The organism is Ornithinimicrobium carbonis (assembly GCF_977012275.1).
On the sequence record NZ_OZ348993.1, the window covers coordinates 848,168 to 871,766 of the forward strand.

At 74.1% G+C, this 23,599-nt stretch carries 20 protein-coding genes; 5 read left to right on the plus strand and 15 right to left on the minus strand.

From position 1 onward, the window contains the following. Positions 1 to 61: 61 nt before the first annotated feature. On the minus strand, positions 62 to 1,894 hold the full coding sequence (locus tag ACWHYA_RS03925) for a peptidoglycan-binding domain-containing protein (protein ID WP_425943005.1): 1,833 nt from the start codon (positions 1,892 to 1,894) through the stop codon (positions 62 to 64). Positions 1,895 to 2,240: 346 nt separating this feature from the next. Further along, positions 2,241 to 4,067, minus strand: coding sequence for a bifunctional metallophosphatase/5'-nucleotidase (locus ACWHYA_RS03930; RefSeq protein ID WP_425943004.1), 1,827 nt, complete (start codon positions 4,065 to 4,067; stop codon positions 2,241 to 2,243). Between the two features lie 256 nt (positions 4,068 to 4,323). Here ACWHYA_RS03930 and ACWHYA_RS03935 point away from each other — a divergent pair, with 256 nt between their 5' ends. Then, positions 4,324 to 4,638 carry a hypothetical protein gene (locus ACWHYA_RS03935; protein ID WP_425943003.1) on the plus strand — a complete coding sequence of 105 codons (315 nt, stop codon included), beginning with the start codon at positions 4,324 to 4,326 and terminating at the stop codon, positions 4,636 to 4,638. 126 nt (positions 4,639 to 4,764) lie between these two features. After that, entirely contained in the window at positions 4,765 to 5,790 is a 1,026-nt protein-coding gene (locus tag ACWHYA_RS03940; RefSeq protein WP_425943002.1) for a MerR family transcriptional regulator, read from the plus strand. A 162-nt stretch (positions 5,791 to 5,952) separates the two neighbouring features. Here the strand turns inward: ACWHYA_RS03940 and ACWHYA_RS03945 are convergent, their stop codons facing one another. From ACWHYA_RS03945 to ACWHYA_RS03980, 8 genes are all read right to left on the minus strand, one after another. Next, complete coding sequence (locus ACWHYA_RS03945) at positions 5,953 to 7,035, minus strand: NAD(P)H-binding protein (RefSeq protein ID WP_425943001.1); 1,083 nt, start codon at positions 7,033 to 7,035, stop codon at positions 5,953 to 5,955. A gap of 111 nt (positions 7,036 to 7,146) precedes the next feature. Next, positions 7,147 to 7,881 (minus strand): CPBP family intramembrane glutamic endopeptidase, encoded by a 735-nt coding sequence (locus ACWHYA_RS03950; RefSeq protein ID WP_425943000.1) that lies wholly within the window; start codon positions 7,879 to 7,881, stop codon positions 7,147 to 7,149. A 7-nt stretch (positions 7,882 to 7,888) separates the two neighbouring features. Next, entirely contained in the window at positions 7,889 to 8,884 is a 996-nt protein-coding gene (locus ACWHYA_RS03955) for an ABC transporter substrate-binding protein (RefSeq protein ID WP_425942999.1), read from the minus strand. Between the two features lie 64 nt (positions 8,885 to 8,948). Next, entirely contained in the window at positions 8,949 to 9,578 is a 630-nt protein-coding gene (locus ACWHYA_RS03960) for an HAD-IA family hydrolase (protein WP_425942998.1), read from the minus strand. Between the two features lie 67 nt (positions 9,579 to 9,645). Continuing rightward, positions 9,646 to 10,335, minus strand: coding sequence for an ABC transporter permease (locus ACWHYA_RS03965; RefSeq protein WP_425942997.1), 690 nt, complete (start codon positions 10,333 to 10,335; stop codon positions 9,646 to 9,648). Continuing rightward, positions 10,332 to 10,973 carry an ABC transporter permease gene (locus tag ACWHYA_RS03970; protein WP_425942996.1) on the minus strand — a complete coding sequence of 214 codons (642 nt, stop codon included), beginning with the start codon at positions 10,971 to 10,973 and terminating at the stop codon, positions 10,332 to 10,334. Before ACWHYA_RS03970 ends, ACWHYA_RS03965 begins: the two co-directional genes overlap by 4 nt. After that, positions 10,970 to 12,085: an ABC transporter ATP-binding protein gene (locus ACWHYA_RS03975; protein WP_425942995.1), complete on the minus strand. Its 1,116-nt coding sequence runs from the start codon at positions 12,083 to 12,085 to the stop codon at positions 10,970 to 10,972. Before ACWHYA_RS03975 ends, ACWHYA_RS03970 begins: the two co-directional genes overlap by 4 nt. Positions 12,086 to 12,454: 369 nt before the next feature. Next, positions 12,455 to 13,621 (minus strand): M14 family zinc carboxypeptidase, encoded by a 1,167-nt coding sequence (locus ACWHYA_RS03980; RefSeq protein WP_425942994.1) that lies wholly within the window; start codon positions 13,619 to 13,621, stop codon positions 12,455 to 12,457. Between the two features lie 194 nt (positions 13,622 to 13,815). Between ACWHYA_RS03980 and ACWHYA_RS03985 the strand changes: the two genes are divergently transcribed. Further along, positions 13,816 to 14,565: an HAD family hydrolase gene (locus ACWHYA_RS03985; RefSeq protein WP_425942993.1), complete on the plus strand. Its 750-nt coding sequence runs from the start codon at positions 13,816 to 13,818 to the stop codon at positions 14,563 to 14,565. A gap of 44 nt (positions 14,566 to 14,609) precedes the next feature. After that, positions 14,610 to 16,226 carry a GTP cyclohydrolase II gene (gene ribA, locus ACWHYA_RS03990; RefSeq protein WP_425942992.1) on the plus strand — a complete coding sequence of 539 codons (1,617 nt, stop codon included), beginning with the start codon at positions 14,610 to 14,612 and terminating at the stop codon, positions 16,224 to 16,226. A 932-nt stretch (positions 16,227 to 17,158) separates the two neighbouring features. On the opposite strand, the gene ACWHYA_RS03995 is transcribed toward ribA, so the two are convergent. From ACWHYA_RS03995 to ACWHYA_RS04005, 3 genes are all read right to left on the minus strand, one after another. After that, positions 17,159 to 18,346, minus strand: a complete 1,188-nt coding sequence (locus ACWHYA_RS03995) for a glycosyltransferase family 4 protein (protein ID WP_425942991.1) — start codon at positions 18,344 to 18,346, stop codon at positions 17,159 to 17,161. Continuing rightward, complete coding sequence (locus ACWHYA_RS04000; protein ID WP_425942990.1) at positions 18,343 to 18,726, minus strand: 6-pyruvoyl trahydropterin synthase family protein; 384 nt, start codon at positions 18,724 to 18,726, stop codon at positions 18,343 to 18,345. The genes ACWHYA_RS03995 and ACWHYA_RS04000 overlap by 4 nt, the downstream gene beginning before the upstream one ends. An 82-nt stretch (positions 18,727 to 18,808) precedes the next feature. Continuing rightward, positions 18,809 to 19,786 carry a zinc-dependent alcohol dehydrogenase gene (locus ACWHYA_RS04005; RefSeq protein ID WP_425942989.1) on the minus strand — a complete coding sequence of 326 codons (978 nt, stop codon included), beginning with the start codon at positions 19,784 to 19,786 and terminating at the stop codon, positions 18,809 to 18,811. 79 nt (positions 19,787 to 19,865) lie between these two features. Between ACWHYA_RS04005 and ACWHYA_RS04010 the strand changes: the two genes are divergently transcribed. Next, entirely contained in the window at positions 19,866 to 20,474 is a 609-nt protein-coding gene (locus ACWHYA_RS04010; RefSeq protein ID WP_425942988.1) for a CDP-alcohol phosphatidyltransferase family protein, read from the plus strand. Between the two features lie 58 nt (positions 20,475 to 20,532). On the opposite strand, the gene ACWHYA_RS04015 is transcribed toward ACWHYA_RS04010, so the two are convergent. Together ACWHYA_RS04015 and ACWHYA_RS04020 are read right to left on the minus strand one after the other, a co-directional pair. Continuing rightward, the gene (locus ACWHYA_RS04015) at positions 20,533 to 21,156 is read right to left on the minus strand and encodes a mycothiol transferase (protein ID WP_425942987.1); all 624 of its coding nucleotides are present in this window, start codon (positions 21,154 to 21,156) and stop codon (positions 20,533 to 20,535) included. Then, complete coding sequence (locus tag ACWHYA_RS04020) at positions 21,113 to 23,542, minus strand: glycosyltransferase (protein ID WP_425942986.1); 2,430 nt, start codon at positions 23,540 to 23,542, stop codon at positions 21,113 to 21,115. The genes ACWHYA_RS04015 and ACWHYA_RS04020 overlap by 44 nt, the downstream gene beginning before the upstream one ends. Positions 23,543 to 23,599 lie beyond the last annotated feature (57 nt).

A 23,599-nucleotide genomic window follows, 5' to 3' on the forward strand; every position in this document is an offset into this window, starting at 1 on the left:
CGGGCCGGGAACCCCCGCCCGATCGTCGACCGAGGCGCGCCGGCCCGGGCCGGTCGGTGGGTCAGCCGGCGGCGACGACCGCTGCGTCGTGCTGCGCCTGCTCGGCGGCCTTCCTCGCGGCCTCCTCGGCCTTCTTCTCGGCCTTGGCCTTCTCCTCGGCCGCGGCCTCCTTGGCCTCGGCCTCCTCCTTGGCCTTCTTCTCGGCCGCCTTCTTCGCCTCGCGGCGCTCGCGGGCCTCCTCCGCACCGGGGGCTCCGTCGACGGTGCCGGCTTTCAGGGCCGCCTTCTCGACAGCTGCCCAGGTCGGTCCGTCGACCACGCCGGTGACCTCGAGCTCGGCCTTCTTCTGCACCTCGCGGACGGCCTCCTCGGTCAGCGGACCGAAGCTGCCGTCGTCCTCGAGGTCGAGCAGCCGCTGGAGGAGGGCGACGGCCCCGCCGGCGTACTCCGGCTCGGGCTCCCCCTCCTCGACGGTCCTGGCCTCGAGCAGCTCACCCGCGGGGTCGGCGGCCTCGTCCAGGCTGCCGTGCTCCAGCTCGACGTCGCGCACGGCGAACGTGGGGTGGGCGGTGCGTTCGGCGATCAGCCAGGTGAGGGGGGTCACGACGGCCGCGTCCTCGGCCTGACGCTCCGCCTGGGCCGCGAGCACCGGCACGCTCTCCTCCCACTCGCCCAGCGCCTTGGCCGTGATGGGTCCGAACTCGCCGTCGACCTCGACGCCGAGGAACTCCTGGATGACCTTGACGGCCTTGCCCGAGTCGCCCTGGGCGACGGTGGTGCGCAGGTGGGGGGTGAAGGCCGTGGACTGCCAGTCCGCCCGCTTCACCGGCCGGACGGCCTCCGGCAGCTCGCCCAGCTCCCAGCCCAGCAGCGCCGCGTAGGTGAAGTCGTCCGCGATCCCGGTGACCGGCAGGTCGTGCTCGGTCTGCCAGTCGATGAGCGCCTGGCGGGTCCGGTCGTCGAGCACGCCGCTGACCGGCAGCGTGAGCTGCTCCTGGAGCATCGCGACACCGCCGCCGGACTCGCCGGGGCGCACGCGCGCCATACCCGTCGCGGGTGCGGTCGCCAGCGCCCCCGACTCGCACGCGGTGACGCGCGGGAGCTGGTGGAGTGCGGCGTACTGCCCGGGGATGACGTCGCAGGGTCCCAGGTCGGGCTTGCTGACGGCCACGCCGGTCCACCAGGAGGTGCGCATCTGGGCGCCGTCCCAGGTGAAGGAGAAGTGGATGTGGTCGGTGTGCGGGGTGCCGGTGTAGAACTGCCAGCCGCGCCCGTCGCCGTGCCAGATGAGGCCGTTCCAGATGAGGTACTCCAGGCCGAACCGGTCGGCCATCTCGCCGTCCTTGTCCGTGAGCCACACGATGACCGCGTCCGCGATCTGCCGGTCGGCGGGGTCGAAGGCGTTGAGCGGCCAGTCGAGCCCGCGGCCGTCGTGGTGGAAGCTGGCGTAGTCGATGCAGGGGCGCGAGCCGAACCAGGTGGGCCGCTCGTAGTGCGTGCTGACCAGCAGGGCGAAGGCGACGACGCCGGGGCGGTCCATCGGGTCGCAGGAGACCTGCTGGGCGAACGGGCCGCGATCGTCGACCTCCACCGGGAGGCCCTCGTTCTCGGGCGCCTCCGGCACGATCGACGGGTCGGCCGGCACCGGGGAGAAGACGGCCGGGCCGCCCGCGTTGCCGTTGGGCACGAAACCGGTCGCGGCCGGGGGCGGGGCGGGGACGGGTGCGGGGGTCGTGCCCCCGGTGGCGGGCTGCTCGGACGCTCCGGGGTCGGCCGGGGCCGCTCCTCCGAGAGGGTCGACCGGGGGCGGTTCCGGAGTGGCCATCGCCGGCACCCAACCCAGGGCCAGCACCCCCGCCAGCAGCGCCGTCGCGCTCCATCGTGCCGCTCCCACCGATCCTGCCCGGTGGGATCCCCCTGGTGCTGACATCGCTGCTCTGCTTCCTGTGCCGAAGTCCTGCGCAAGGCCCGTCACGGGGGCTCGCGTCGATGCAACTGTATGCCCGCCACAGGCCCCCTGACCAGAGTGAATTTGCCGGCTTTGCCCACCTGTGAGGAAACAGCCAAGGAAGATCGTCACTTGCGTCACACGAGCCCCATTCGAGTATGCCGTGCCGGCGGGAAGTGCGCGCCGCACCTCCTCTGCGGGGGCCGACGCGTGGCCGGACGCGCGGGACGGGCCACCCCCGAGGGGGTGGCCCGTCCGTGTGCTGCTGGGTCGGCCGGTGGCCGTCCGCGGATCAGAGTCCGGCGACGCGGTCCCCGGGAGCCGTCAGGGGAGAGAACTCACGGATGTAGTTGACAAAGTTCGCCAGGTCCTCCGGCCCACCGGTGAGCCCGGTGCTGCCGAAGGCGGTGAACCCGTCCCCACCCTCCTGCAGGAAGTTCAACGTCGACACGCGGTAGGTCGCGTCCGGCTCGATCGGCACACCGTTCAGCTCCATCGTGCCGGGGACGACCGCCTTGGCCGTGTTGTCCCACGTGTAGGTGAAGCCCTCGGAGACCCCCAGTGCAAGCTGGGGACGACCCCGGGTCGCGATGTACTGCTGGTTCAGGACCGCCTCGATCTGCGCCCCGGTCATGGTGACCGTCACCAGGATGTTGTTGAACGGCATGACCTCGTAGGCCTCGCGGTAGGTGACGTCGCCCTGGTCGAGGCTCGCGCGCACGCCCCCGACGTTCATGAAGGCGATCTGGGCCCCGTTCTCCTGGGTGCCCCAGAGGATCGAGTCGGCGACCAGGTTGGCCATGGGGGTCTCGAAGGACCTTGACCGCTCGCCGTTCGGCCCGGCGGTGCCTTCGTCACCCTCGATCGCTTCGGCGGTCGATCCGACGACGGTCTCACCCACGACGTCGCCACGAGCCACCCACTCGTCCACGATGGCCTGGATCTGGGGATCGGGCGAGATCGTGGCGTTGTCGACGAGGTGGTTCTCGACGCTCAGGGACTCCCGGACGATGTCGTTGGTGCGCCGGTCGACCTGGAACGTCGTCTGGCTCAGCACGCGCCCCCAGTCGCCCGGCCCCGCCACGGCGCGCGGAGCACCCTCGCCGCCGGTGTCGAGGAGGCAGGCGAAGCCGTTGTGCGTGTGCCCCGTGAGAAGCACGTCGACCTCCTGCGACGTCCTGTCGTGGATGTCGACGATGGGACCCGCGAGAGTGTCGCACCCGGCGTTGACGTCCTCGGTGCTGATCGTTCTTGAATAGGCCCCTCCGTCGAAGCCGCCTTCATGCACCAGTCCAACGATCGCCTCCACGCCCTGAGCCTGCAGCTCGGCGGTGTACCGGTTGAGCGCATCTGCCTCGTCGGTGAACTCGACGTCTGCGATCCCTCCTGGCGACACCAGGATGGGGGTGTCCGACGTCACGACTCCGATGAACCCGACCTCGACACCCTTGACCTTCTTGACGACGTAGGGGGGCAGGATGGGGTCGTCGGTTCCCTTCCACTGCACGTTCGCCGCGAGGTAGGGAAAGTCGGCCCCCGCATACGGCGAGTCACCCATCTGTCCCAGCTCGGGGTGGTTGCCACCCTCGACCATGCGGAAGAGCTCGTCGACCCCCTCGTCGAACTCGTGGTTGCCGACCGCCGAGGCGTCCAGCCCCATGGCGTTGAGCACCTCGATGGTGGGCTCGTCCTGGAACAGGCCGGAGTAGAAGGCCGACCCGCCGATGCTGTCTCCCGACGAAACGGTCAACGTCGCACCACGGAAGTCCCGCGTCAGTTCGTTGACCAGCCCGGCAAGGTAGGCGGCGCCACCGTAGGTGCCGACCAACTCGTTGTTGATGACCAGGTCCTCCGGCTGGAGCCGACCGTGGAAGTCGCTGAACTGCAGCAGCTGGACGTCGACGAGCTGGCCAGGCGGAGTTTTGCCCTTCTTGCCGTTGTTGTTGCCCTTGCCCTTGTTCGGGTTGTCGGCCTTGTCCTTGTCGTGACCCTTGGCCTTCCCGTGCGGGGCGGTGTGGGCCTTCTCGTTGGCCTTGTCGTTGGGCGCTGCGACGGCGGTGGCGCCGACCATGGAGGTCGCGGTCACCGCGGCGAGCGCGAGGGCGAGAGTGCGCTTCATTGCTGGTCTTCTCCCTGAAGGATGTGCCGTGGGGGGACCTTGGCAAGGTACCCCCTCCCCCTCTTCGCTGCTACCCGTAAGCACCCCGTGTCGCACACCCCTCATCCGACGTTCGCCCACCCGTCACCCCGGCGGACTCCTCAGTGGGCGACCGCACATCTGACAAGCATTAGACAAACACTTGACATACCTTGTGCCTACGCGCCATGATCCTCTCACCGGGTCGACGACGACCCCCAGCCTCCAGGAGGAACCCATGAAGAAGTTCGCCAGCCTCGCCACCGCCGCCACCCTCGCTCTCGGGGCGCTGGCAGCCCCCGCCGCCGCGGCCCCTGCGGCCAAGCCCGACACCGCGTGCATGCAGGCCGGGATCGCCAAGCTCAAAGACATCGGCGCGTTCTCCGGCGTGGCCAAGGCGGGCCTGCCGATCTCCACCGCCACCGCCGTGGGAATCACCGTCCGTGAGGGCGCCGACATCTCCGGCCTCGGCCAGGTGCTGCCACTGTCCGTCGTGCTGGCCGACCACCGCGCCGGCGACGACAGCCTCTTCCTCTACCCCTGGTGCGAGTGACCAGACCGCGACGACGCCCAGCACCGCACCGACGCACCACCGCCCTCGGGTTGTCCAGGCTCCGTCCAAGCCTCCGCTACCCTTGATCCATCGTCCGTCCATGATCGAGGCACAAAGGAGGCGACAATGACGGTCCGTTACACGGTCAAGCAGGTCAGCGGGCTCACCGGCGTCGCCACCGACCGCCTGCGGGCCTGGGAGCGCCGGTACGGCGTCGTCGAACCCGGCCGGAGCGAGTCGCGCTACCGCCTCTACGACGACGAGGACGTGGCCCGGCTCCGCCGGATGGCCGAGCTCGTCGAGGCGGGCACGCCGGCCTCCCTCGCCGCCGAGCAGGTCCGTGGGCTGAGGGCGGTCAGCTCACGGGACGGCAAGGTCTCCCTGGTCCGTGCCGACGACGCGCAGGGACGCAACGGCACGGGCCAGGAGACGGCCGGCGGCGAGGCCCCCCGGGGGTCCGCACGCACCTCGGCCGACGGCGACCGGTCACCCCGGCGGGACGGCTGGGTCCCCCTCGACCTGTCCTCCACGGGCCTGCCTCCGCTCGAGGCGCTCATCGCCCCCGCGCGCTCGCTCGACCGCATCAGTCTGGACCGCACGCTGGACCAGGCGTTCTCCGTCGGTTCGTTCGAGGTCGTGTTCGAGCGCTGGCTGACCCCCGCGCTCGCCCGGCTGGGCCAGGCGTGGGTCGACGGCCTCGTCGACGTCGGTGGCGAGCACTTCGTCAGCGCCGCCGTCCACCGGCGGCTGAGCCGGGCCTTCGAGGCCGCCGGCCCGCAGGAGGGCGGACCCGTGGTCGTCGTCGGTCTTCCGCCCGGGGCCATGCACGAGCTCGGTTCGCTGGCGCTGGCCACCTGCCTGCGACGGCTGGGGGCCGACGTGCGCTACCTCGGCCGCGACCTCCCGGTCGCCAGCTGGCTCCGCGCCGTCGAGCAGCTGCACCCCGCGGCTGTGACGATCTCGGTGCCCCTCACCAAGGACGACCCCGCCGCCCGCGAGCTCGTGGAGGCCCTGGGTGGGACGGCCGACCCTCCCCAGGTCTACCTGGGCGGCTTCGGCTGCGGGCAGGACTGGCCCGAGGAGCTCGGCGCCACCCGCCTCGACGTCGGGGTCGTCGAGGCCGCCCGGGCCATGGTCGACTCGCTGCGCTGAGCCAGGAGACCGTCGCGGGCCCTGCGGGGCCGACCTTCGCGGACCATGTGAGGGCTGGCCTTCGCGGGCCACGGGGGCCCGTGGTCGGCGAACCGCCGCGGCCGTTCATGGTGTCGGCGACCGGCGGACCGGCCGCCGCCCGCCGACCCCCGCCCGACCCCGTCACCTCCGCCGGGCGAGCACCTTCCCCAGGGCGAGCAGCCCCATACCCGCCCCGACCCCGGCCGCGATCTTCGGCCCGACCTCGCGCACCGGGTCCGGGTCCGCGTCGGCCATCGCCAGCCGCACCGCCGTCCGGTAGGGCGTGCGCCCACCCTCGGGCTCTCCGACCAGCTCGACGATGTCGTCCTCCTTGCAGACCACCTCGTGCACGAGCGAGCCCACGAGCGGCTTGGCCACGCCCGAGGCCACCGGCGTCACCAGCCCGACCCAGTGCCCGGCCAGCCACGGCGTCAGGACCGGCAGCGTGACGATGAACCGGCGGCGCATGCCGTTGACCTGGGCGAACCCCTGCATCATCTCCTCGTAGGTCAGCACGTCCGGCCCGCCGATGTCGAACGTCCGGTTGACCTCCGCCGGCAGCGAGGCGGCGCCGACGAGGTAGTGCAGGACGTCGTCCACCGCGATCGGCTGGATGCGGTTGTGCAACCACTTCGGCGCGACCATCGCCGGCAGCCGCCCGGTGAGGTAGCGCAGCATCTCGAAGCTCACCGACCCGTCGCCGATGACGACCGCCGCCTGGAGCACGGCGGCGGGCACCCCCGAGTCCAGGAGGATGTCGCCGACCTCCACGCGCGAGGCCAGGTGGGAGGAGAGCTCCCCGTCGGGGTGCAGGCCGGAGAGGTAGACCAGCCGTGAGACCCCGGCCTCCAGAGCCGCCGTGGAGAAGGTGCTGGCCATCCGCCGGTCGCGCTCGCGGAAGTCGCCCTCACCGTCCATCGAGTGCAGCAGGTAGTAGGCGACCGCCACCCCCTCCATCGCCCGGCGCACGTCGTCGGCGTCCTGCGCGTCGCCCTCGACGACCTCGACCCGGTCCGCCCAGTCCTCGGTCAGCCTGCCCGCCGAGCGGGTGAGACTCCGCACCCGCCAGCCGGCCTCGAGCAGCTGCGGCACGAGCAGCCCGCCGATGTAGCCGGTCGCGCCGGTGACCAGGGCGAGGTCGCCCGGCCCCGGAGGCGTGCCGGTCGGGTCGAGGTCGGCGGCGGGGCTGGTGTCGGTCCCGGTGGGGACGGTCGTTCCGGTCATGCGGTGCTCCTGGGGGTGGAGGGGGTATGCGGTGTCACGGGTGGGCGTGGCGCGGAGGGGTCGGTCGGGTCGTGCGGAGGGTCAGGCGGGTCGTGCGGATGGTCGGGCGAGTCATCGGAGCAGCTCCATGAGCGGAGGAAGGAGCAGCAGCATGCCGGCCGACCAGGTGATGTGCGTGATGATCGGGGCCAGCACACCGCCGGTGACCCGGCGCTGGAGGGAGCAGACGACCCCGATGAGGACCGCGGCGAAGACGAGCAGGGGCACGCCGACCGCGACCGTGACGACCGCGTAGACGACGACGTTGCCGACGACCGCCCAGTGCCTGGGCAGGGCGGCGTAGAGAGCACCGCGGAAGAAGAGCTCCTCCGCCACCCCGTTGACCACGGTGATGAGCAGGACCACCCACAGGACGCCGGCGCGGGCGTGGTCCAGCAGCCCCTCGACCGGCTCGGCCAGGAGCGGGACCCGGGAGACGAGCAGCGCCCCGGCGAGGAAGAGCGCCAGCAGCAGCAGGCCCAGGGCGACCGGCTGGACGACCGGGACGACGTAGCGCGTGCCCTCGCGGGTGTTGGCCCGGCCCCGCCGCAGCGGGCCCGACGCGAACGCCCCGCCGGCCCAGACGACCGCCAGGACGGCCGTGCCGTAGTAGAAGGAGGGGTCGCCGGGCGGGAGCGCGAGCGACCACCAGAGCAGCACGGCCCCGAGCGCCAGCGTGAGGGCGACGACGGTCCGCCGGCGCCGCCGGAGCTCGGGCGGGTCCTCCGGACGGCCGGGGACCGGCTTGACGAGGGCGGCCTCGACGAAGTCGCGCACCTCGTCGACGACCTCCTTGACGGGGTTCACCGCCCGGTCAGAGGTTCTCGTCGATGAACTCCCGCGCCACCGCCGCCGGGTCCTGACCCTCGGTGACGACCTGGACCATCATGTCGGTGAGGTTGTCGGTGGTCAGGGCGGCCGAGACCTCGTTCAGGGCCTCCTCGACCGTGCCGTTGACCACGTCGGAGCTGATGAGCGGCACGATGTTCTGGGCGGCGAACAGCGACTCGGGGTCCTCCAGGACGACCAGGTCGTTCTCGCCCACGGCCGGGTCGGTGGTGAAGATGTTGGCCACGTCGACCTGTCCGTTGACCAGGGACTGGACCGTCAGCGTGGAGCCGGCGGACAGCGAGCGGAACTGGGCGAACTCCAGCCCGTAGACCTCGCTCAGCCCGTCCACGCCGTTGGGCCGGGACTCGAACTCCGGCGGCCCGCCGAGGACCATCTCCGCCGCGTGCGGCTCCAGGTCGGCGATGGTGCTCAGGCCCAGGGTGTCGGCCGTCTCGCTCGTCACCACCAACGAGTCCTTGTCCTCGGCGTCGCTGATCTCGAGCAGCTGCAGGCCCTCGGGCAGGTTCTCCTCCGCCTCGGCCAGCACCTCCTCGGAGGACGTGACCGTGATCTCGGGGTTGAGGAAGGTCGCCAGCCCGCCGGTGTACTCCGGGATGAGGTCGATCGACCCGTCCTCCAGCCCGGCCATGTAGGTCTCCCGGCTGCCGATGTTGAGGGTGGTCGACACGTCCACGCCGGCGTCGGAGAGCGCTGCCGCGTAGATCTCGGCGAGCAGCACGTTCTCGGGGAAGTTGGCCGAGCCGACGACGATCTCACCGACGTCCTCGCCCCCGGCGGCCGCACCACCGGTGGACCCGGTGTCGTCGGTCGCGTCGGTGCCGTCCGTGGACCCGTCGCCTCCGTCGGCGGAACCCTCGCTCTCGGGGGTCTCCGCCTCGAGGGGGTCGTCACCGCCACCGCACGCGCTGAGCGGGACGAGGACGGCGAGGGTCAGGGCCAGGATCGAGGTGCGCTTCATGAGGGTTCCTCCCCGGTGGTGGATGTCTGGAGCCAGCCTGCCACAGCAGGACCGCGACGGCTGCTCAGGCGGACGGTGGGAGCAGGTCGAGCAGCTCCTCCACCGCCGTGATCCGCTCGGCTCCGGGCGCCTCCAGGGGGATGCCCGGCGTCTGCAGCAGGACACCGCGCACACCTGCGGCCCGGGCCGCCGCGACGTCGCCGGGGCGGTCGCCGACGGCCAGCACCTCCTCCGGGTCCAGGCCGTGCCGCTCCAGCAGCTCGAGCACCATCGCCGGGTCGGGCTTGCGGGCGAAGCCGTCGGGGGCGCAGACCATGTCGTCCACGTCCACCCCGAGGATGTGCAGGAGCTGGGTCGCGCTCTCCCGGTCCCGGTGGGTGGCCACCAGGTTGAGACCGCCCTCCTCCCGGACCCTGGCGATCACGGCGCGCGCGCCGTCGACCACCGGCGGAGGGCTGGAGCGCCAGGTCTCCTTCGTCCGCTCGTAGGCCGCACGCAGGTCCTCCGGGGACACCCCGTGACGCTGCGCCAGGGTCTCGATCGCGTGCCCGCTGGAGACCCGGGTCAGCTCGGCCACCTCGTTCAGCTCCTCCTCCCCCGGATCGTCCCCGTGCACGGCGCCCGCCAGGGCACGGTCCACGTCGGGATAGGTGTCGACGAGGGTGCCGCCGAGGTCCCAGATGACGGAGGTCATGGGTCCATTCTGCGCACAGGGGACGGACGGCTCCTCGCCGGCCGTGCAACAGTGTGGCCGGCTGCGGCTAGCCCGCCGAGGCGTGCCGCAGCCCCGGGGAGACCACGAGGCGCTGGACCGTCGCCAGGACCTGGTCGACGAGGAGGGCCAGGGCAGCCACCGCGATCGAGCCACCGGCCATCATCGCGTAGTCGCGGCTGGCCTGCCCGTCGATGAGGAAGCGCCCCAGGCCGCCCAGGCCGACGATCGCGGCGATGGTCGCAGTGCCGATGATCTGCAGCATCGCCGCCCGCATGCCGGACATGATGAGCGGCAGCGCGCCGGGCACCTCGACCTGGCGCAGCACCTGGCTACCCGTCATCCCCATCCCGCGGGCCGCGTCACGGGCCGCCGGGTCGGTGGCCTGCACCCCGGCGTAGGTGCCCGACAGGATCGGCGGGACGGCCAGCAGCACGAGCACGATCAGCGCCGGCGCCTCGAAGGCCCACTCGCCACGCAGCCGGGGCAGCAGGAGCAGCACCGCGATGAAGAGCACGCCCAGGGAGGGGATGGCCCGGAAGGCCCCGGTCAGGTTGATCGCCAGCCAGCGCAGCCGGCCGGTGTGCCCGACCCAGAGCCCGATCGGCACGGCGATCGCCGACGCGACGAGCAGGGCGATGAAGGAGTAGCGCAGGTGGGCCAGCGACTGCGCGAGGATGCCGCCCTGCCCCGACCAGCTCGCCGGGTCGAACAACCACTGGAAGGTCTGGCCGATCATGCGCTCGCCCCGCTCCGCAGCCAGGGGGTCAGCACCTTGGACAGGACGGCGATGGCCGCGTCCAGGGCGACCGCCAGCACGACGCAGGCCACGACCCCGACGACGATCGGCCCCATCGCGTTGCGGTTGAAGCCGTCGGTGAAGAGCATCCCCAGCTGGCTCACGCCGATCAGGGCCGCGATCGAGACGATCGAGACGTTGCTCACGGCCGCGACGCGCAGCCCGGCGGTGATGACTGGGACCGCCAGCGGCAGGTCCACCGAGACGACCCGGCGCAGCTCGCCGTAGCCCATCGCCGTGGCCGCCTGGCGCACGTGCCCGGGCACCGAGCCGAACCCGTCGGCGACCGTGCGGGTGAGCAGCGCGACGGTGTAGAGGGTCATCGCGACCAGGACGTTGGCGTCGTCGAGGATCCGGGTGCCCAGCAGCAGCGGCAGCATGATGAACAGCGCCAGCGAGGGGATCGTGTAGAGCAGCGACGTGCTGGCCACGACGGGAGCCTGCAGCCAGCGGGTGCGCACGGCCAGCCAGCCCAGCGGCAGGCTGATGAGCAGGCCCAGCAGCAGCGGCACCCCGGCGAGGTAGAGGTGGCGCAGGGTCAGCTCGCCCAGCGTCTCCCAGGCGACGCCGCCGATCACCGGGCCTCCTCCAGCGTGCCCCCCGGCCGCTCCGGGGGCGTGGCCGCGTGCCCGTCACGGCGCATGGCCGCGAGCACCTCGTCGGCGGTCACCGTCCCGACGACCCGTCCCTCCTCGACGACGACGCCCCGGCCGCTGGGCGAGGACAGCGCCGCGTCCAGCATGGTCCGGGCGCTCGAGCCCACCTCGGCGAGGGTCCCGAACCGACGCACCTTGTCCGCCGGCACCGGGCCGCCCCAGCCGTCGACGTCGACCCAGCCCTGCGGCATACCCTCCTCGTCGACGACCAGCACCCACCCGGCACCGGCCGGCACGCTCTCCCCCACCCGCACGGTCCGTTCCTCGCGGAGCGGGACGTGCGGCGCGGCGAAGCTCAGCGCGCGGTAGCCGCGGTCCTTGCCCACGAAGTCGGCCACGAAGTCGTCGGCCGGGGTGGCCAGCAGCTCCGACGGCGGGGCGAACTGGGCCAGGTGGCCGCCGTAGCGCATCACCGCGATCTGGTCGCCGAGCGTGAGGGCCTCGTCGATGTCGTGGGTGACCATGACGATGGTGATGCCCAGGTCCTTCTGCAGGCGGCGGACCTCGGCCTGCAGGTCGCCCCGCACGATCGGGTCGACCGCGCTGAACGGCTCGTCCATGAGGACCAGCTGCGGGTCACCGGCCAGCGCCCGGGCCACGCCCACGCGCTGCTGCTGGCCGCCGGAGAGCTGGGCGGGGTAGCGTCGGGCCTGGTCCTCGGTGAGCCCGACCTTCTCGATCGCCTCCATCGCGGCCCGGCGGGACTTCGCGCGGTCCCAGCCGAGGAGCCGCGGGACGGTCATGATGTTGGCGAGGACGGTGCGGTGCGGGAAGAGGCCGGCGTGCTGGATGACGTAGCCGATGTGGCGGCGCAGCTGGGCCGCGGGCCGCTCGGCGATGTCCTCGCCCTCGAGCAGGATCCGCCCCGACGTCGGCTCGACCATCCGGTTGATCATCCGCAGGCTCGTCGTCTTGCCGCACCCCGACGGCCCGACGAGGACGGTGATCCCGCCGCGGGGCACCTCCAGGTCCAGGCCGTCGACGGCGACGGTGCCGTCGGCGTACCTCTTGGTGACGTCCTCGAAGCGGATCATGGGGCCAGACGCTATCGGGTGGCGCGGCGTTCGGCGTCTCGTAGCGCACCCGGCCGGCGCCTCGACCGCCGGTGGCCCTCCCGTGCTCTCGCTCCCGGCGTTTTGTGCGCCCCCTCCCCGGCGTGTCGTGCACCGTGCTGGCACCGGTGCGGCGTGTCCCGTGCTGGGACACGGTTCCTGCACAGGCCCTCCCTGTGTGTCGCGCACAGGGCGGGGTGTCGCCACCGTGGCTACGAACGGCCGGAGCACGGACGGCGCAGGGTCCGTGCCGGTCCAGGACGGCACGGACGACGCAAGGGTCCGCGCCGGTCAAGGACGGGCGCGGACCCTTCGTCGCTCAGGCGGGCTGGTCAGCCGTGGTGGCGATGGTCAGTCAGCGGGGTGAAACACCCGGGTCGGGATGTCCTCGTAGTCTTCCGGGTCCAGGGATTCGACAGACCCGTCGGCGACGGCGGTGATCAGACCCTTGAGCCCGATCTCCACCTGCTTGGTGAGGAAGCCGTTGCGCTTCTGGCCGTCGGACTGCGTGTTGCTCGACGTCTCGAAGAGCACCGTCGCGCTCCCCCGCAGCGCGAACGACCCCAGCGCGGTGCCCGGCAGGTTGATGTTCTGCGGGTAGAGCGTCAGGTGGCCGAAGCCCGAGTTGCCCTGCCCCTGGAGCGCGTCGTAGACCGCCACGTTGGCCTGCCGTGAGGCGTCGTAGTCAAAGTTGGGCCAGTCGCCGAACTCGGTCGGGTCGGCGATGAAGCGGCCCGAGATCGACAGCGGCGACATGTTGTTCGTCCCCTCCTGCGAGTAGCAGGGCCACTGGTTGTGCAGGTCGACGAAGTAGTCGACGATCCCGAACTCGTCCTCCAGGCCGGCGTAGACGTCACGCACCGTCTGCGCCTCGGGGGTGATGTACCACCCGGTGTCGGCGCTGTTGCCCGGGAAGTCCTCCGGCTGGGGCACGTAGTCGAGGTCGGGGTTGAAGTCGCGGTTGAGGTCGAAGCCCGGCACCGAGGCACGGTAGTTCCAGGCCGGCTCGACTCCCGCAAGCTGCGGGAACGCCTCGACCACGTCGGCCCAGCTCATCGCGTTCTGCCGGGTGTCGTGCTCGGCCCCGTCCACGTTCAGCCGCGGGATGGCCACGATCGTGACGTTCTCCCGGACCATCCTCGCCTCGGCAGTGTTGCCGCCGAACTCCTTCAGCAGGCTGAGCAGTGCCTCCGTGCCGTGGTTCTCGTTGCCGTGAATCTGGCTCTGCACCAGGATCACGGTGTCCCCGGTGCCGACGCGGGCCTGGTAGATGTCCCGCCCCTCGTGGCTCTGGCCGACGACCTCGACGTCGACGGTGCCCTTGCTGGTCCGTTCGATGCGCTCCAGCTCTCCGGTCAGCTGCTCGTGGTCCACGAAGCTCGCCCGGTTGCCGCCCGGCTCGGTCCCGCAGTGCGAGTTCACGGGCACGGCGGTGGCCGTCAGCGGGGCCGCGGCCGCGGCAACGCCGACCATGGCGGCGGCGGACAGGGTGGCAGTGAACGTCTTGCGGTGTCTCATCGGGTCTCCTTCGACGACGGTGGGGTCCGACCAACCCACCGGCTACCCGCCCGTAGCTCAAGAGGTCTTGGCCGAACCTTGACCGGATCCGAACGCGCCCTTGACGTCGTGCGTGCCGGGGCACCCCAGACCGCGGGCCTGCCGGCCGAGCTCGGGGGCCGGCCTCATGGAAGCCCTCGCCTAGGGTCGGTCCGGTGACCAGCCCCCGGACCGACCTCGCGCAGGCTCTCGTCGACGCCGCGGACGTGCTCCTGGTCGACTTCGACGGCCCGCTCGCGCGGATCTTTCCCGGCACCCGCTGGCTGGAGGTGTCGGCGGACCTGCGCGGGTATGCCGTGGAGCGGGCGCGCAACGACCTCGACCTCGACCTCGCCGCGGTGCTCGGGGAAGAGCCGGACCACGTGCAGGTGCTGCGGCTGATCGGGCGACACGCGCCGGGGATCGCCGCCGACGCGGCCGAGCTGGTGACCCGGCTGGAGCTCGACGCGGCGCGGACGGCTCCGCTCCAGCCCGGGGCCCTGGAGTTCCTCGACGAGGCGCTGGCCCGGTCGGCGCGGGTGTTCGTCGTCACCAACAACGACCCCGACGTCGTCCCTGCCGTGCTCGACCGGCACGTGCCTGGACTGACCGCCCGGCTGACCGGCGTCCACGGCCGCACCGCGGGTCGGACCGACGACCTCAAGCCCGCGCCGGACCTACTGCTGCGGGCGCTGGCGCAGATGGCGAAACGCGGCGTCACGGGGGGCAAGGCCGGCCTCGACGAGATCAGCGCCGTCCTCCTGGGCGACTCGGTCACCGACGTCCTGGCCGGGAAGGCGGCCGGGGTGCCGGTCGTCGGCGTGGCCCAGGACGCGCAGCGGCGAGAGGACCTCCTCGCGGCCGGCGCCCGGGCCGTCGTCGGCGACCTGGGTGCGCTGCTGCACACCCCGGGGGACCGGGGATGACCCTCCGGCCCCCGTCCCGGGTGCCGTCACGGGATACTGGAGGGATGTCGATGGATGCCGTGCCCGGTGACCGCTTCACCATGGTCGAGCGGATGGCCGACACCGTGCTGCCCACCCGGCACGGCACCTTCCGGATGACGGCCTACCGCGACGACTCCGGCGAGGAGCACGTGGTCCTCAGCGTCGGCATCGAGGACGACGACGCCGCGGACGCCCCGGCCCCGCTCGTGCGGGTGCACTCGGAGTGCCTCACCGGGGACGCGCTGGGGTCGCGGCGCTGCGACTGCGGCGACCAGCTCCAGCACGCCCTCCACCTCGTCGCCCAGGAGGGCCGTGGCGCGGTCGTCTACGTCCGCGGGCACGAGGGACGCGGGATCGGCCTGGTCGAGAAGATGCGGGCGTACGCGCTCCAGGACACCGGGGTCGACACCGTCGACGCGAACCTCCAGCTGGGCCACCCGGCGGACGCGCGCACCTACGACCAGTCGGCCGCGATGCTGGCCGACCTGGGCGTGCGGTCGGTGCGGCTGCTCTCCTCCAACCCGGCCAAGGAGCGGGCGCTGACCGAGCTGGGCATCACCATCGAGGAGCGCCGGCCGCTCATCGTGCCCACCCGGCCGGAGAACGAGCACTACCTCGCGACCAAGCGGGACCGCATGGGGCACGACCGCCACGCCCCCGACGAGTGGGACCTGCTCCTCCGGGGCAGGGTGCCGTCCAGCGGCGTGCTGGCCGACCGCTACGGGCCTCTCGTCGCGGCCGGACGGCGTGCCCCGCTCGTCCTGGCCCAGCTCGGCCAGAGCATGGACGGCTTCATCGCCAGCCGGACCGGTGACGCGGAGTACGTCACCGGGGACGCCGACCGCGAGCACCTGCACCGCCTGCGCGCGCTCGTCGACGCGGTCGTCGTCGGTGGTGCCACGGTGGCGGCCGACGACGCCCGCCTCACGGTGCGGGCCGTGCCGGGGGACAACCCGGTCCGGGTGGTCCTGGACCCGCGCGGCGTCCTGCCGCCCGGCGCGGCCACCCTGACCGACGGCGCGGCACCGACCCTGTGGGTCGTCGGTCGGGACGCCGACGTGGCCGCCGAGGGCCTGGCCGACCACGTGGAGCTCGTGCGCTGGACGACGGACGGGGTGATGGAGCCGTACCAGGTCCTGCAGCTGCTGGCGGCGCGCGGCCTGTCCCGGGTGCTCGTGGAGGGCGGGGGACGGCTGGTGTCCGCGTTCGTCGCGGCGGGTGCGGTGGACCGGTTCTTCCTCACCACCGCCCCGGTGCTCATCGGTGACGGCGTGCCCGGCCTGCGGGTCGGGGGCACCGACCGGCTCGCCGACGCCCTCCGTCCGTCCGCGCGGCGGTGGATGCTGGGCGAGGACGTCGTCACCGAGTTCGTGCTGACCGAGGCGTCCGGCTCTGCGGAGCTGACCGAGGCGTCCGGCTCGGCGGAGGAGACGGCGGCGTCCGGCTTCCCGGACGAGACCGCCGGGTCCGCCGAGACCGGCGGGTCCGCCGAGACCGGCGGGCCCGTCGCGTCCTCACGCCCCCGGTTGCGCGCCGTGGGGTCCGTCCGGGACGACGCCGCGCCCACCGGGACCGCCGAGGCCTCCGGCGTCGAGGGCGAGCAGGTCGACGTGGTCGACGAGGACCCGCAGCCCACCTGAGGCCAGCTGCTCCCGGCGTCGCTGCTGCCACGTCCGCAGGTCGACGGCCGAGGACGGGTCCCGCTCGACGGCGTCCTCGACCCGTTCGTCCAGCCACCGCTCGAGCAGAGCCCGGTACCGGCCGTCCCGACCGGGCAGGTCCCAGGGTGTCGACGCGGTCAGCACCTGCAGGCCCCGTTCCCGGAGCAGCCGCGTCAGGACCGCCGGGGCGTCGGGTCCCGGGCGGCCGTCGCGCCGCTGGTGGTCGTCGAACGCCGCCGACAGCAGCACGTCCGCCGGGTCGGCCGGCTCCCAGCGCACCTCCCCGGTCACCGACAGGGACAGGAGTCCCGCCCCCGCGATCGCCACGGCGTCCGCCAGGGCGGTGAGGTCCTGGGTCGTCAGCACGTCGAGCACGGCGGTGGCCACGACGACGGTCGGGACCACGGTGCCCCGCTGTGGCCCAGCGCCGTGCTGCCCGTCGGCGCCCTCTCCACGCGTCCGGACGTCGCGACCCCAGGACGCCCCCGTCCCGCCCGGCAGGGCCGCCAGCACCTCCGGCAGGTCCTGGACCGACCCGCGGACCCGCCGCGAGCCGTCGTGCCCGGGGTGCGCCAGCAGCTCGGCGTCGTGGTCCACCGCCACCCACTCCTGGTCGAACGGCAGGCGTGCCGAGAGGTACCTCCGGTTGGCTCCCGTCCCGGCTCCCACGTCGACGATCCGCACCGTGGGCCGTCGGCCCGGCAGCGACCCGTCCGTCAGGTCCTGCGCCCGCTGACCCGCCCCTGCTCCCCCCGCTCCCCCCGCACCTGCGTCGCGAGGGCCACCCCCACCCACCGCGTCGACCAGGGCCGCGAGCAGCTCCCCGGCCCCCGCGTCCCGCGCCCGGGTGTCCACCTCCGCGCGCAGGTCCAGCCAGTCCGGACAGGCCCGCTGCGCCGGCTCCTCGGTCGTCATCGCCCCATTCTGGCGAGGGCGGCGTCGAGCTGCTCGGTCGTACGGTCCCACCCCTCGAGCCGCTCCCGTCGAGCCAGGGCCGCGTCCCGCCACCGCCGCCGCAGGTCGTCCTGGGTCAGCCAGGCCCGCAGCACGCCGGCGAGGGGGTCGGGGCCGTCCACCGCGACCGCCGTCCCGGGCAGCTCCACCGGAGGGGTCGCACCGGCCTCCGGGCCTGACCCTCCCGCCAGCGCCTCCACCGCACCCGTCCCCGCCCCCACCACCGTCGGTATGCCGTGCGCGTGTGCCTCGACGACGACCAGGCCGTAGGTCTCGCTCCGCGACGGATGCACCAGCAGGTCGCTCGTCGCCCAGGTCCGGTCCAGCGCCTCACCGACCAGCGCGCCCGGCCAGTCGACCCGGTCGGCGACCCCCAGGTCGTCGGCCAGCCGCAGCAGTCGGTCGAGGTGCCCGGGGTCCGGGGCGGGGCCGACCATCCGGGCGGACCACGGCAGGTCGCGCACCCCGGCCAGGGCCCGGAGCAGCACGCCGTGGTTCTTGACCGGCGTGACCGCCGCGAGCGTCAGCAGCTGCGGGCCGCGCGGCGGCGGCGTGCCTGCGGCCACCGGCGCCGGGTCGGCGCCCGGCCGGGCCACGACGACGTCGGTCAGCCCGTACCGCCGCTCCAGCTCCTGCGCCGCGAACCGGCTCGTCGCCACCACCACGCCGGCCGCCCGCAGCGCCCGCGCCTCCGCGCGGTCGAGCGCCGCCGCGTCCTCCCCCGCCGCGCCGGCCCCCTCCGACAGGACTGCGTGCACGAGCAGCGCCGTCGGCCTCCGGGCGGCGCAGCGCTCCACCACCTCCGGCGCCGCGCAGCCGACCAGCCCGTCGATCAGCACCGGGCCACCGCCCCCCTCCGGTCCCTCCGGCTCTCCGCTCTCGGAACACACCGGTCGCCGGGACGACCGATGTGACACGGATGCCGCTGAGGAGCCGCCGAGCAGCACCTCCGCCAGCCTGCCCAGGTCCTCCCCGGTCGGCCGCGGCCAGGACCCCGCGACCGCCTCCACGCGCACCCGACGCCCCCGCGCCCGCCACGCGGCGGCGACGGCGGCGTCATACCGGTCCCCGCCGCTGGGCTCCCCCGCCGGCCGCGCGGGCACGACCAGGGTCAGGACCCCGCCCGCACCGCCGGAGGAGCTCACCCGCCCAGGTTGCGCCGGTAGCTCGCCCACGCGTCCGGGTGCTCCCGCAGCGTCACGGTCAGCGCCGCCAGCCCGGTGACCTCGACCGCTGCGGCCAGCTGGTCGGCCACCCACCGCGCCATCACCTCGGTGGTGGTGAGCATCCCGGCGAACTCCGCCATCTCGTCGAGGTTGGCGTAGGCGATCCGCCCCAGCACCCCCTCGAGCGCCTCGGTCGCGGCCCCGATGTCCATCACCACCCCGTGCTCGTCGAGGTCGGGCCGCTCGAAGGTCGCCTCCACGACGTAGGTCACCCCGTGCAGCCCCTGCGCCGGCCCGAAGAACGGGTCGGCCAGCGAGTGCGCGAGCATCACGTGGTCGCGGACGGTGAGGGTGAACAACGCGGGCTCCTTGCGGTCGAGGATCAGGGGGTATGCCGTGCGCGCCGGCCAGGGCGCGGGTTCCGCCGTGGCCGGTCGCGCCTCACGGGGCCGACCCGTCGTAGGACACCAGGTGGCACAGTCCGGGCGCCCCGTCGGCCAGGCGGTCCATGAGGGGAGGCAGGTCGGCCAGCGGCGTGGGCCCGGCCAGCAGCGCGTCGAGCCGCTCGTCGGCCGCGGCCCGGACCGCGACCTGCCGGCGGTCGGCGTGGTCGTGGCGGGCGGCGCGGTGCGGGCTGACCCGGCCGACCTGGCTGGCGCGGACCGAGAGGCGGCGGGCGTGGAAGTCGGCGCCGAGGCCGAGGGTGACCGGGTGGTCGCCGTACCAGGACAGCTCGACGACCTCCCCCTCGTCACCGAGCAGCTCCAGGGAGCGCTGCAGCCCCGCGGAAGTCGCCGAGGCATGGAAGACGAGGTCACAGTCGCCGGACGCCTCCTCGGGGGTCACGCCCACCGCACCCAGCGCGGCGGCGAGCGACCGGCGCTGCGCGTCGGGCTCGACGAGCTCGAGCCTGGTCAGCGGCATCCGCCCCAGCAGCGCGGCGACGCAGGCGCCGACCATCCCGCCGCCGACGACCGCCACCCGGTCGCCGTAGAGCGGCCGGCCGTCCCACAGCGCGTTGACGGCCGTCTCCAGGGTGCCCAGGAGCACCGCCCGCCGGTCCGGCAGGTCGTCGGGCAGCGGCGTCAGCGCGGTGACGGGAACGACATACCGGTCCTGGTGGGGGTGGAGGCAGAAGACGCGCCGCCCCACCCACTCCGCCTCCCCGTCCTCGACGACGCCGACGGAGAGGTAGCCGTACTTGACCGGGCCGGGCAGCTCGCCGACCTGGAACGGGGCGCGCATCCGCTCGGCCACGGCGTCGGGCACGCCTCCGCGGTGCACGAGCAGCTCCGTGCCTCGGCTGACGGCGGAGAGGGTCGCCCGGACGAGCGCCTCGCCGGGCCCGGGCAGCGGGAGCGTCTCGGTGCGGATCTCGCCGCGGCCCGGGGCCACCGTCCAGTACGCCCGTGCCTCCATCCCGCCATTGTCGTCGGTCCTCGCGCCGCCCGCCGTCCGGGGGAGCGCGCAACCGACGGGTAACGGGTAGCGTCGGAACGTGGACCGAACCGTCCTCCCGGCGCACGGGTCCGGGCGCGCCGCCACTGCGCAGCGGCTCCGGGCCTCGTGGCGCGGGCGGGCCGCCGACCTCATCACGCTGGGACGGGGCGTGCTGGTCGTGGTCCTGGGGGTGATCGTCGTCGGCGCGCTGACGGCCGGGGAGCCGATGCGGGCCTGGTGGGTGGTCGCCGTCGCGGTGCCCGCGTGGGCCCTGGACTCCCTGGACGGGTATGTCGCGCGCCGGACCGGGTCGGCCTCCGAGCGGGGAGCACGACTGGACTCGGGTGTCGACGGGGCGCTCGTGCTCGTGATGTCGCTGGCGATGGCCCCGCTCGCGCCCTGGGCCCTCGTGGGCGGGCTGCTGTTCCCGGTCTTCCTGGCGGCCCAGCTCGTGCGGCCGGCCTGGCGGCGGACGCTGCCGCGGCGGCCCTCGCGCCGGATCGCCGGCGGGACGATGACGGGGACGCTGGTCATCGGGATGGCACCGTTCTGGCCGGCGCCGCTGGTCCAGGTCGCCGTCGCCGTCGCTGTCGTCGTCGTGACCTGGTCGTTCGCCGTGGACGTCCGGTGGCTGGAGCGGCGGGCGGGGGACGGCCGACGGGGATGAGGAGGGCCGCCGGGAATGAGGAGTCCGACGTCGAAGAGGACTCCGCCGGGGATGAGGATCAGGCGAGCCAGGACGGGGGCGGGGACCAGTCCGGCGGCGGATCCTCGCCGACCCGACCGTCGAGGGCCTCGCGGATCAGGTCGGCGTGGCCGGTGTGCCGGCCGTACTCCTCGACCAGGTCGAAGAGCAGCCGCCGCAGGCTGACGGTGAAGTCCTCTCCTCCGAGCGCCACCGGACGGTCGAGCCCGCCGTCGGCGACGGCCGCGCGGAACCGCTTCCGGGCACGGGCGACCTCCTCGTCGTAGAGGCGGTAGAGCTCCTCGGGGGAGTCGTCGGCCGCGGTGGTGAACGTCCAGCCCGGGTCCCCCTCCCAGTCGGCCTCGGCCCACGGGCTGCCCGGGTTGCTCCCGTCCAGCCGGAAGGTCGACCCCGTCGCCTCGACGCTGGCCAGGTGCTTGAGCAGACCGCCCATCGTCAGCTGGGAGGCGCCCGCCCGGGACGCGAGCGACGCGGCGTCGAGCCCGTCGGCCTTCCAGCGGAAGGTCATCCGCAGGCGGTCGAGGCTGCCGAGGAGATGGGCCGGTTCGTCACCGGTCAGGGGCGGCTCCCACGGCGGGTCGTCGCTCGTGCGCCCGTCGTCAGGAGCTCGTCGGTCGTCGCTCATCGGTGCGTCGTCGCTCATCGTCCAGCCTCCGTTGGCGCCAGTGCTCGACCACGACCTCCCGTGGCACGGGCCTGGTCCAGTCTGCTCCGAGGACGAGCGGTTGGGAACCCCTCGCGGCGAGCCGGGTGGCCGAGACGGTGACGGGGCCCGCGCCGTCGCCCGGCACCGCGCCGTCGGCCGGCACCGTCCGGACCCCGGGAGCTCCTGCGGGGCCCGCCCCGCCCCCCGCCGTCCCGGCCACCACCGACGTCAGCTCGTCCGGCCAGGGGTCCCACGGCAGCCGCAGCACCTCGACCGGCTCGTGCACGACGACGGTCGCGCGCGCCCGCGACAGCACGTCGTGCCCCGGCAGACCCGCGTGCACCCGCGGGTCGGCCGGCCGGTGGTCTCCACCACGCACCCACACCCCCACGTCCCCGTGGTCGAGCAGCGTCTCGACCACGACCTCCACCTGGCCGGGGGTCCAGCCGGCGGCGTCGACGAGGGCGACCACGTCGGGACACGGGTGCGTCCAGCCGCGGCCGCGGACCAGGGGGTGCGGCAGGAGGGGCGCGAGCCGGGTGGTCTCGGCGTTCTTGGTGCGGGCCAGCTGCTCGGCCTCCTCGCCCTCCCGCCCCTTGAGGTCGGGTCCGTCGTGCCAGGCCACCGCGTCCGGCACGTGGGCGAGGTCGGCCCCGGCGAGCCAGGCGCGCCAGGCCAGCTCCCAGTCCTCGCCGCCGTAGCCCTTCAGCCGCTCGTCGAAGCCCCCCAGGACGTCCCACAGCGCCCGGTCGACCGCCATCACCGCCGAGATGATCCACCGGAAGGCGCCGTCGTCGGCCTCGGCCAGGTCGGCGGTGGCGGCGAACCCCTGCGCGAGCCACTCCGGCTCGGGCAGCTCGTCCTGCGGCGGCCAGGTCACCGTGCCGTCCGGGCGGGTCAGGGTGGCGTGCCGCCGGTGCCCCACCGCGAGCGTCGACCCCGGTGTGCGACAGGCCTCCTGGAGCGCCGCCACGGTTCCGGCGCCCGGCACGGTGTCGCCGTCGACGAAGACGACCACCCTCCCCGCCCCGTGCCGGGCCCCCAGGTTGCGCGCCGCCCCCGCGCGGAACCCGTCGCGCCCCTGCCGGACCACCCGCACCGGCCAGCGACCAGCGGTCACGAGCGTGCCCTCCCCGCCGACCTCGGCCCCGGACCTCGCCCCGTGCACCGTCGGGGGCTCGGGCGACCCGTCGTCGGCGACGACCACCTCGAGCCCGCCCACGACCCCCTCCTGGGTGTCCACCTGGGCCAGGATGACGTCCAGCAAGGCCTGACCGCGGTAGTAGGGGACCACGACCGACACCGCCGGCCGGTCGGCGACCGCGTGCAGCATCGCGGCCGCCTCGTCCTCGTCCGGTCCGAGCTCGACGTCGTCGGCCAACCACGTCGACGCCGGGTCGTCGGCCGCCTCGCGCAGGGCCGCGACGAGCGCCTCGTGCGTCGGCTCCACCAGCCGCACGGCGCCGGGCAGCCGGTCGGCCAGCTCACGGGTGTACCGCGACGTCACGACGATCGGCCGCCGCCCCGCGGCCAGCCAGCTGTTGATCGACCCGGACGCGGACAGGTGCCGGTGGGCGGCGACCGGGATCCCGGCGCCGGCGAGCGCGACGGGCAGGTCGGCGTCCTCGACCCACCCGGTGGCCGACCACCGCGTGCCGGCCGCGGCCGCCCGGCCGGTCAGCTGCTCGACGAGGTCGTCGTGGCCGGCGGACACGCCGCCGACGTTGACCGCGTCCAGCCCGGCCTCGGCCGCCGCGTCGACGACCTCCTCGACCCCCTTGCCGGGGTAGAGGAACCCCAGCGTGGCCACGGTCGGACGGGGACGCCCCGCCCCGGAGGACCCCTCCCCGGGCACGGGTCCCCCGACGCCGGGCCCGCCGTGCGCGGCACCACCCGGCGCGGCGGGCGACCGCACCACCGGCAGGGGTATGACGTGGGTCCGGTCGAGCAGGGCCCGCGCCCTCGGCCCGGGGAAGGCGTGGCGCAGGACGGCCGCGAGCAGCAGCTTCTCGTGCCGGCTGGCCACGACGACGTCGTCGGCGTCGGTGCAGAGCGCGGCGTACAGCTCGCTCCGGGGCCCCTGGTGCCGCCCGTCGGAGGCCTGCGGCAGGTCGTGCAGGACGACGGTGGTCCGGACGACACCGGCGGTCGCCCGGCGCCAGGCCGCCAGGGCCTCGTCGCGGGTCGGTGCCAGCACCCGGTCGGTGACCTGGACGACGACCCGCCGGTCCCGCAGCAGCCCGGGGTCGACCTCGGACAGCAGGTCGGCGCGGACGAGCACGGGCGCCCCCGACCCCAGGACCGGGCCCGACCGGCCGGCGAGACTGCCGTCGCGCGGTCCGCCCGAGGTCGCCCCGTGGATCCGCACCCCGTGCAGCACCACGCCGTGGGCGTCCGGCCCCGGAACGACGTGGACGACGGGCGGGACGTCAGCGGGTCT

What these genes read in the sequence shown, in the direction of transcription:
- ribA (WP_425942992.1), top strand. Translation starts at nt 14,610, where the DNA reads ATGTCGATGGATGCCGTGCCCGGTGACCGCTTCACCATGGTCGAGCGG.
- ACWHYA_RS03930 (WP_425943004.1), bottom strand. Translation starts at nt 4,067, where the DNA reads ATGAAGCGCACTCTCGCCCTCGCGCTCGCCGCGGTGACCGCGACCTCC.
- ACWHYA_RS03945 (WP_425943001.1), bottom strand. Translation starts at nt 7,035, where the DNA reads ATGACCGGAACGACCGTCCCCACCGGGACCGACACCAGCCCCGCCGCC.
- ACWHYA_RS03955 (WP_425942999.1), bottom strand. Translation starts at nt 8,884, where the DNA reads ATGAAGCGCACCTCGATCCTGGCCCTGACCCTCGCCGTCCTCGTCCCG.
- ACWHYA_RS03940 (WP_425943002.1), top strand. Translation starts at nt 4,765, where the DNA reads ATGACGGTCCGTTACACGGTCAAGCAGGTCAGCGGGCTCACCGGCGTC.
- ACWHYA_RS03975 (WP_425942995.1), bottom strand. Translation starts at nt 12,085, where the DNA reads ATGATCCGCTTCGAGGACGTCACCAAGAGGTACGCCGACGGCACCGTC.
- ACWHYA_RS03980 (WP_425942994.1), bottom strand. Translation starts at nt 13,621, where the DNA reads ATGAGACACCGCAAGACGTTCACTGCCACCCTGTCCGCCGCCGCCATG.
- ACWHYA_RS03935 (WP_425943003.1), top strand. Translation starts at nt 4,324, where the DNA reads ATGAAGAAGTTCGCCAGCCTCGCCACCGCCGCCACCCTCGCTCTCGGG.
- ACWHYA_RS03960 (WP_425942998.1), bottom strand. Translation starts at nt 9,578, where the DNA reads ATGACCTCCGTCATCTGGGACCTCGGCGGCACCCTCGTCGACACCTAT.
- ACWHYA_RS03965 (WP_425942997.1), bottom strand. Translation starts at nt 10,335, where the DNA reads ATGATCGGCCAGACCTTCCAGTGGTTGTTCGACCCGGCGAGCTGGTCG.
- ACWHYA_RS04015 (WP_425942987.1), bottom strand. Translation starts at nt 21,156, where the DNA reads ATGAGCGACGACGCACCGATGAGCGACGACCGACGAGCTCCTGACGAC.
- ACWHYA_RS04005 (WP_425942989.1), bottom strand. Translation starts at nt 19,786, where the DNA reads ATGGAGGCACGGGCGTACTGGACGGTGGCCCCGGGCCGCGGCGAGATC.